At 67.0% G+C, this 6737-nt stretch carries 6 protein-coding genes; 3 read left to right on the plus strand and 3 right to left on the minus strand.

Annotation, left to right across the window (positions count from 1 at the left end):
- Together ACX28W_RS43430 and ACX28W_RS43435 are read right to left on the minus strand one after the other, a co-directional pair.
- On the minus strand, positions 1–243 hold a 243-nt coding region (locus tag ACX28W_RS43430), incomplete at its 3' end, for a hypothetical protein (protein ID WP_459005610.1).
- Between the two features lie 104 nt (positions 244–347).
- Positions 348–770: an SsgA family sporulation/cell division regulator gene (locus ACX28W_RS43435; protein ID WP_459005611.1), complete on the minus strand. Its 423-nt coding sequence runs from the start codon at positions 768–770 to the stop codon at positions 348–350.
- An 87-nt stretch (positions 771–857) separates the two neighbouring features.
- Here ACX28W_RS43435 and ACX28W_RS43440 point away from each other — a divergent pair, with 87 nt between their 5' ends.
- A complete protein-coding gene (locus ACX28W_RS43440; RefSeq protein WP_459005612.1) occupies positions 858–1448 on the plus strand; it encodes a hypothetical protein in 591 nt (196 codons plus the stop codon).
- Positions 1449–2497: 1049 nt separating this feature from the next.
- Here the strand turns inward: ACX28W_RS43440 and ACX28W_RS43445 are convergent.
- Entirely contained in the window at positions 2498–3217 is a 720-nt protein-coding gene (locus ACX28W_RS43445; protein WP_459005613.1) for an alpha/beta fold hydrolase, read from the minus strand.
- Between the two features lie 547 nt (positions 3218–3764).
- On the opposite strand from ACX28W_RS43445, the gene ACX28W_RS43450 reads away from it, so the two are divergent.
- The gene (locus tag ACX28W_RS43450; protein WP_459005614.1) at positions 3765–4730 is read left to right on the plus strand and encodes an alpha/beta fold hydrolase; all 966 of its coding nucleotides are present in this window, start codon (positions 3765–3767) and stop codon (positions 4728–4730) included.
- Positions 4731–5418: 688 nt separating this feature from the next.
- On the plus strand, positions 5419–6737 hold a 1319-nt coding region (locus tag ACX28W_RS43455), incomplete at its 3' end, for a cytochrome P450 (RefSeq protein WP_459005615.1).

The following is a 6737-nucleotide window of genomic DNA, read 5'->3' on the forward strand; positions in this document are numbered from 1 at the left end:
GCTCAGCCTGAGATCCTGCACGACTATCGGCTTGACACCGGTGTTGTGCACGACGAGCGGAAGCCGCAGGCGAACCACGGAGCCGGAGGCAATCGCCGCAAAGGAATGAGGCTCCCACGACCTCAAGCACCCCTGTCTGGCGTTGAGCCACCAGAACGAGGCGATGGTGAAGAGCAAAGCGCAGACCGAGAGGAAGCCCGCAGCAGAAATCGATGAGGACGCAATCTGATCGGCAGCAGCCATCGACAAAAGCACCAATTCATCTCAGGGTGGGCACGCTATCAGGACTCGGTGAGGCGGGGACGTCGAGCGACCCGGCCTCTTGATGAGTGGCAGCTGGGCCGACTTCATCCTTCGGCGAGGAAGTGCGCCAGCGAAGCGTCCAGGTCGGTGTGCCCGAGCTCGGCTCCCCTGGGCACCAGGGCCTCCGTTTCCTGCAGGAACGTCTTGATTTCCTGCGCCCGGGCTTTGAGCAAGGCCGTACCAGCCGGCGGGTTGAGAAGGATGTACGAGTCGCAGCGATCAGGCCCGTCGGCGGGCCATATGCTTATGTCCCCTTCGCCGGCGGGGCCTTCCAGCCCGTCGATCAGAAGATCACGTCCAATGATCCATTCCACCGTCTCGTCGCTTTCGACAGCGGTGAATGAGGCACGGACGACATAGGGATCACTGGGTTCGTACCGCAGCCTCATGCTCACAGGCAAGGACATCTCATGCGGGACGATAAAATGCACTTGCAACCCCTGAATCACGGTTCTCAACGACTTCATTGGTCTTTACTCCTGGTGCCTCGAGTCATACCGAGGGCTTATCAAGGGGGCCCTGAACAGAGAAGCGGGTACTACGGGGACCGACCGGTGTCGGACGGGCACCCTCTCGACGGCAGGAGCTACATCTCCTGCCGTCGAGAGGGTGCCCGGCCGTCAGCAGCAGGCGAAGCCACCACTGACGGCCGGGAGCATCACAGGGATGCGACCAACGTCGGTTGCCGGATCACGGCGACCTTCGTATCAGCGACCGGAGCTCTACCGGTCGTGGTGCTGGCTCGCCTTGTCGCGGTCCCGGCGGTCGTCGTTGTGACCGTCCCGGCGGTCGTCGCTGTGACCGTCCCGGCGGTCGTCGCTGTGACCGTCCCGGCGGTTGTCGTTGTGACCGTCCCGGCGGTCGTGGTCACGGTCCCGGTCGTCGCGGTCACGGTCCCGGTCGTCGCGGTCACGGTCCCGGCGGTCGTGGTCACGGTCCCGGTCGTCGTCGTCACAAACCCAGCGGTCGTCGTCGCGACGGTCCCAGCGGTCGTCGTCGCGACGGTCCCAGCGGTCGTCGTCACAGTCCCAGCGGTCGTCGTCGTAACGGACCCAACGGCCGTCGTCACGGCCCCCGCGGTCGTCGCCGCTCCAGCGGTGGTCGTTGGCCTCGACACCGACGGCGGGGCGCTGGACGTGCCCTGACGTCGACGTCGCAGCCGACGCAGTACCCCCAGCACCAAGAACGGCTCCGCCGGCCACCGCCAGGGAGGCGATGGCGACAGACACGCGCTTCGCGAGGTAACTCACAGGTTTCTCCTTCTATTCAAAGCAATCCGTCAGTGTGACGGACGCAAAGATCACTAGTGCAATTCACTGGGATTGTTCGATGCAGCGGCGGGGGTCGCTCTCCTTCACGAGCGTCAGCCGGCTCTGCACAGCGCCACCGGGCGCGAGAGAGGTTGCCGATGCGGCAACCCCCCAGGTTCCATACATCGTACGGAACCTCCCTTTCGATGATGCCATACGTTGTATGGAAAATCGATCGCGGCGCCACCAGACACGGGAGAGGCTCACCTCTCGCTCGTGATGGCGGCGACGCGGCGCAGGAACCCGGGCGTCGCACCGGAAGCCGACGCCCCGCGTGGCGAACTGGATCACCCGACTGGAACCTGCGCAGTGTTCGAGAACGGCCGTCACGGCATACCGAGGCACCACACGCAATCAACGAAGTCGAGATCTTCTTGATTGCGAACGTTGCTCGTGAGCAGTGCAGGCTGCGGCAGCCATCCTCGACGGCTGATGGATGGCGCCCGGCATGAGGGGCTGGCGACGCCGACGTGCCCGGCACGTCAACGAGGCGCTCCCGCCACGCCCGGCGTCAGGGGGCAGGACAAGAAACTCCGGACATGGAGGAGCCAGTGGGGCAGTGGGACAGCCACCAGCTCCTCCTGGCAGTCCGTTTCACCCGGACCACGCCCGGCAGTGGATGTCCGAGTGCGGGGGGCCCGGATACGGTCGCTTTCAACGGCGACACGACAGGCCACAAGGGACCACTGCGGCGCAGGACGGCGGGCCCCTTGTGGTTCGTTCCGGCCAATGCCGGCCCTCGAGCCGGCACCGAATCGACCCGCCTGTGGGCGATCGCCCACACCTGTCATTCCCGCTCGGCCGCGTCCAGCTCGGCTCGGATGCGGCCGGGTTCCCGCGCAGCCCCGCGGCTCGGCGGCGCGCGGTGAGTTCGCGCTGTTCCCTCAGGCATTCCAGTGCGCCTCAAGGGCTGCGGCGACCTCGGCCGGCTTCTGGATCAACGTCCAGTGGCTGCAGTCGAGCTTGACGACCCGGGACGCTCGCACAGCCGCGCCGAGTTCATCGGCGAACGCGATCGGACAGGCCGGGTCGAGCGTCCCCCAGAGGACCAGGGACGGCGCGGACACGTTCGCCAGTGCCGGTTCCCACTCCGCGCCCACCGTCACGGCGGAGCGGTACAGCTTGAGGATGCTGTCCCTCATCGACGCATCCACGCGGCGGGCCATTTCCTCGGCCACGTCAGCCGGGACATCGAGTTTGCTCAGGTCCTTGGCGAAGGACGCTGGGTCAAGCTCGTTCATGAACCGGTCCCCTTCGACCGGGTCCTGCCAGATCTTGGCCAGTGGATGCCAGCCGTACTGAGCGCTGACCGGAGCGCTACTGCCGGCCCACGTGCGAACCAGGTCCGGCCGTATCGAAGCGACGCGCGCGGTGAGAATGCAGCCCCAGTCATGGCCGACCAGGTCCACCGGCTCGCCGACTTGCTCCAGCCGATCGATGAGCCAATCCACGTACTCCTCTTTGGTGGAGCCGAAGCCCTGCGGCCGCAGTGCGCCGAAGCCGGGCAGGTCCCAGGCCTCGACGTCACTCCGGCTCAGGTGCCGGCGCACGCCGTCCCACACACGGTGGGTGTCGGGGACGCCGTGGATCAGAACTGCAGGCATGGACGAGCTCCTCGTAGGACAAATGCCTCATAGATGAGGTTTTTATCATTATTACGCCCTTTTGTCCCGAAGTGCGAATCGGGGGCCCTGGAGCCGGCATGTCTTGTCCCCATGCCGTGAACGCATGGTGAACGCATGGCCCAAGGGGTGCCGCCGCTCCGGAGGCATCGTCAGACCGCTGAACAAGGGCACGACCACCGGCACCCCCGGCTCTCCATCGCGGCCTGCGGCCGGTGGGTGTGGTGGGGACGAGAAGGGCAGACTCACCCTTCGGTGGTGTGCCATGAATCGGTGGCCCGGCGAGCCCCCGTAGGGCCGCTTGGGCACCGAGAGCACCAGCGACTGGGCACCTGCCGGCGGCGGCGCCGCCCCTTCCGCTGCCGGCCGGGTCACAGCCTGGTCGTGGGAATGCGATGCCTGCCGGGTGTGGCGGTGCGCGTCAAACCGAGCAACGGCCCCGCGACCACGGCCGGCGATCACTCGGCTGTCGGTGTGATCCGTGAGTAGCGTGGGTTACGGACCAACCACCTGGAAGGGGTGTGTGACCATGGTCGAGCACCGCACCGTCACGGTTGGAGGGCGTCGGCTGCACATCGCGGAGGCGGGTGAAGGACCCCTGGTTCTCCTGCTCCACGGCTTTCCCGAATGCTGGTACAACTGGCGCCACCAGTTCACGCCCCTGGCCGGGGCCGGATACCACGTCGTCGCCGTTGACCAGCGCGGTTACGCCCGCAGCGACCGGCCCGCCGCGGTTGAGGAATACACCATCCTGCACCTGGTCGGCGACGTCATCGGCCTGATCCGCGAACTCGGCGCACAGCAGGCCGTGGTCGTCGGCCACGACCTCGGCGGCATGGTCGCCTGGTCCACCGCGCTGATGCGGCCCGACGTCGTCCGGGGGGTCGTGGGCCTCAGCGTCCCGCCGCCGCAGCGCGGTCCGGTTCCTCCGCTGCAGGCGATGCGCGAGCTGTTCGGCGGCCAGTTCTACTGGAACTACTTCCAGACCCCCGGCGTCGCGGACGCCGAGCTCGCGAAGGACCCGCACGCCACCATCCGGCGCGTGATGTACGGCCTCTGCGGCGACAACCCGCACAGCGACCCGCCGGTCGAGCCGCTCGTCCCACCGGGCAAGGGATTCCTGGACCTCTTCGAGGACCCTGAGGAACTTCCCGCCTGGCTCACCGAGGCCGACATCGACACACTCGCGACGGAGTTCACCGAAGCCGGGTTCACCAGCGCCCTCAACTGGTACCGCAACTTCGACCGCAATTGGCAGCTGACCGCCCCATGGGACGGCGCGCAGTACCCGATGCCCGGCCGCTACCTCACCGGCGATCGGGACCTGGTCTACGGGTTCCCGGGGATGGACCAACTCCTCCCCGCCCTGCCCACGCTCCACCCGACCGTCGGACCGGCGCACATCCTGCCCGGCTGCGGCCACTGGATCGCCGAGGAACGCCCCGGCGAGGTGAACGCGGCGCTCCTGGAATTCCTCGGCGCCCTGAACGGCTGACGGTCGGTCGGCTGCGGTCGAAGTCGGCACGTCTTCTGGCAGCTGTCCGCGGGAGCGGCGGGCGCCCACAGTGGGTGCGGGAGCCGTCACAGCCTTGATCGCGGCCTGCGGTACAGCCGGCATCTCGACGACCTCACATGTTGCTCCTCACCGCGTCGTCCGCGGACGGAGTGCCGCCGCGCCACCGTCGGCGATCGGCGCCCAGGCGGGCGAAGTAGGCGACGAGGGCGGGGTTGCCGACCGCCGCGGGGTTGAGGACCTGCTCGGGCGCTCGTTTGGAAGGATCTCGTCGGGGGCATGGCGCGTGAGGCGCCGGTGCGGATCGCATCGCGGATCCTGTCACGCAGGGCGTCGTCGATGGTGACGCCGGGCGCGAGGACGACGACGCGGATGGCCGACAGGTCGTGTGCGGCGTGCCGCGAGTTTGCGCATCGTGAGCGCCTCGACCGCGCCGGCGTCGATGAGCCGCAGAGCCATGGCGTAGATGCCGTCCTTGGTAGGCGGTACGTCCCTCTTCCTGGTCCCCCGGGGGGTCTTCCTTTGCGTTTCCATACGCCGTACGGTACAACTGACGAAGCGGTTCCGTACGACGTACGGAAACATGGGGATGCCGCTGCACCAGCGGCGTTCCCACATAACCCGACCGGTGCCCTTGCCCCTCACCTCTCCCCACACAAAGGAGAACCCCATGACCACGGAACCCATCACCGACGAGCGTTTGCTTCGGTCCCCGGGAGGGGTCCCGTTTCTCGACCCCGCACCGCAGATCCCGGACATCAGCCCGCTCGCGTTCTTCGCCCAGCAGTCCGAGCATTTCCCCGAGGGCATCTTCAGCATGGACATGGGAGGCCAGGAGAACGTCTTCGTCTACGACCCGGACCTGGTGACCGAGGTCTGTGACGAGACCCGTTTCGGGAAGCCGATCTACGCGCCGCTGTCGCATGTCCGGGACTACACCGGCGCGGGCCTGTTCACGGCCCATGAGGAGGACGACGGTGAGGTCTGGGGTATGGCGCACCGGATCCTCATGCCGGCCTTCAGCCAGCGGGCCATGAAGAACTATTACGGGCAGATGATGGAGATCGCCCAGAACCTGGCGGGCAAGTGGGAGCGTAAGGAGGGCCGGCCGGTCAACATCACCGATGACTACACCCGGCTGACGCTGGACACCATCGCCCTGTCCGGGTTCGGTTACCGGTTCAACTCCTTCGAGAAGGAGGAGCTGCACCCCTTCCTCCAGGCGCTGCTGGAGGCGCTGGTGGAGTCGATGCGGCGCTCGCAGGAGCTGCCGGAGATGACCGCGCTGCGCAAGGACGACGACAAGAAGTACCACGAGAACATCCAGGTGATGCGGGACCTGGTCGAGAGCGTGATCAAGGAGCGCCGTGAGGGCAAGAACAGCGGTGAGGGCGACCTGCTGGGTCTGATGCTGGAGGCCATCGACCCGGAGACCGGCAAGCCGCTGGACGACGAGAACGTGCGTGACCAGGTGGTGACGTTCCTGATCGCCGGTCACGAGACGACCAGTGGTCTGCTGTCGTTCGCCACGTACTCGCTGATGCGCAACCCGCACATCCTGGCCCAGGCCTACGCCGAGGTGGACCGGGTGATGCCGGGCGACATGGTCCCGGACTACGACACGATCATGAAGCTGGACGTGATCCCGCGGATCCTGGAGGAGACCCTGCGCCTGTGGGCTCCCATCCCGATGGTCATGAAGGCGCCGCTTCAGGACACCGTCATCGGCGGCCGCTATGAGCTGAAAGCAGGGTCGAAGACCAACCTGCTGATGGGTCCGCTGCACAATCACCCCAAGGCGTGGGACCGGCCGGAGGAGTTCGACATCGACCGGTGGCTGCCGGAGAACCGCGCCAAGCACCACCCGCACGCCTACAAGCCGTTCGGCAACGGCCGGCGTGCCTGCATCGGCCGGCAGTTCGCGCTCACCGAGGCCCGTCTGGCCCTCGCGCTGGTGCTGCAGAAGTTCAAGTTCGCCGACACCACCGA

The sequence above is a fragment of the Streptomyces sp. SD15 genome (assembly GCF_054462255.1).

Excerpts from the sequence above, each read along its gene's own strand:
- ACX28W_RS43435 (WP_459005611.1), bottom strand. The coding sequence starts at position 770 with ATGAAGTCGTTGAGAACCGTGATTCAGGGGTTGCAAGTGCATTTTATC.
- ACX28W_RS43445 (WP_459005613.1), bottom strand. The coding sequence starts at position 3,217 with ATGCCTGCAGTTCTGATCCACGGCGTCCCCGACACCCACCGTGTGTGG.
- ACX28W_RS43450 (WP_459005614.1), top strand. The coding sequence starts at position 3,765 with ATGGTCGAGCACCGCACCGTCACGGTTGGAGGGCGTCGGCTGCACATC.